Genomic DNA, 1,157 nt, shown 5'->3' on the forward strand with positions numbered 1-1,157 from the left:
GTTGGCCTTGTCGGAGATGTCGAAGACCCGCACACCCTCGAACCCGTCCGGGTCGGTCACCGGAACGGACGGGGCGCCGCACTCGTCGGAGGCGCGCGGATAGTCCACGGCGAAGTAGACCAGGTCACCGCTGACCGACAAGTCACCCTGCCCTCCCGGACACAGCACCTCGGAAACGATCTGCGGGTCCTCGGGATCGGAGACGTCGTAGATGACGAACCCGTCGTAGTTACCGCCGATCACGTAGTCACCGCTGAAGGCCAGGTCGGAGTTGGTGCCGGCCACCGCGTCCGGTTTGGGGACGTTGGCGATGTGCTCGACGTTGTCACTGGTGACGCTGTCGGAGGGCGGAGTGTCGGCATGGGCGGCCGCCGGACCGAGGAGCCCTCCGAGCAGGGTGGCGGCCGCGGTGAGCGCGACGGCCGTCGAGCCTCGAAGACCTCTTCGTTCCGGGGGAGCTGCGGGCATCGTTACTCCTGTGGGTCGCATAGAGGGCGGGGCGGTATGCGGTGGGGCCGCGGCCATCGCCGCGGCCCCTGATTCCTCCCATTTGCCCTGACTTCCCAGGAGAAGCCACCGGGAGGGGCCGTGGAGGCGGGGTCAGCGTCCCGGCCGGTAGGAAGGTTGGGTCTGCGGGTTGAACTCGTCGTAGGTGACGCGCTCGGCCGCACGCAAACGCGGATCGGTCAGTTTCAGCACGTCCAGGCCACGGGTGATGTCGGAGGAGTAGACGTGGCCGTTGTAGTAGTACGCCGACCAGGACCCGCCCAGGATGAGCCGGTCATCGTCGATCGGAGCCCGGTCGAAGTAACCGATCTCCTTGGGGTTCTTCGGGTCGTTGAAGTCGATCACCGACACACCGCCCTGGTACCAGGCCTGCACGAAGAAGTCCTGGCCCGGAACCGGGATCAGGGAACCGTTGTGCGCCACGCAGTTCTCGGTGGCGGACTGAACGCGCGGGATCTTGTAGTAGCTCTCGAAAACCAGCTCGGGTTCGTCGTCGGTCTCATCGATGGTGTAGATGGCGTTGGCTCCGCGCTCGGGACCGTAGTCCTGCGTGCAGATGGCACCACCACCACCGCCGAGTTCGTCGGTGAAGATCACCGCACCCGCGTCGTTGGTGAAGGTCGCCGAGTGCCAGAACGCGAAGTTCTCGT

Annotated in this window: 1 protein-coding gene and 1 pseudogene; both read right to left on the minus strand. The window is 65.9% G+C overall.

Annotated elements, in window-relative coordinates; translation table 11 throughout:
* Positions 1-468: pseudogene (locus D472_RS0124335) on the minus strand (hypothetical protein); the annotation flags it as partial.
* A 132-nt stretch (positions 469-600) separates the two neighbouring features.
* Positions 601-1,157, minus strand: a 557-nt coding sequence (locus D472_RS0124340) for an LVIVD repeat-containing protein (RefSeq protein ID WP_017607030.1), incomplete at its 5' end; no start/stop codon positions are given.

The organism is Nocardiopsis alkaliphila YIM 80379, from assembly GCF_000341005.1.
In the GTDB taxonomy this organism is placed as follows: Bacteria; Actinomycetota; Actinomycetes; order Streptosporangiales; family Streptosporangiaceae; genus Nocardiopsis; species Nocardiopsis alkaliphila.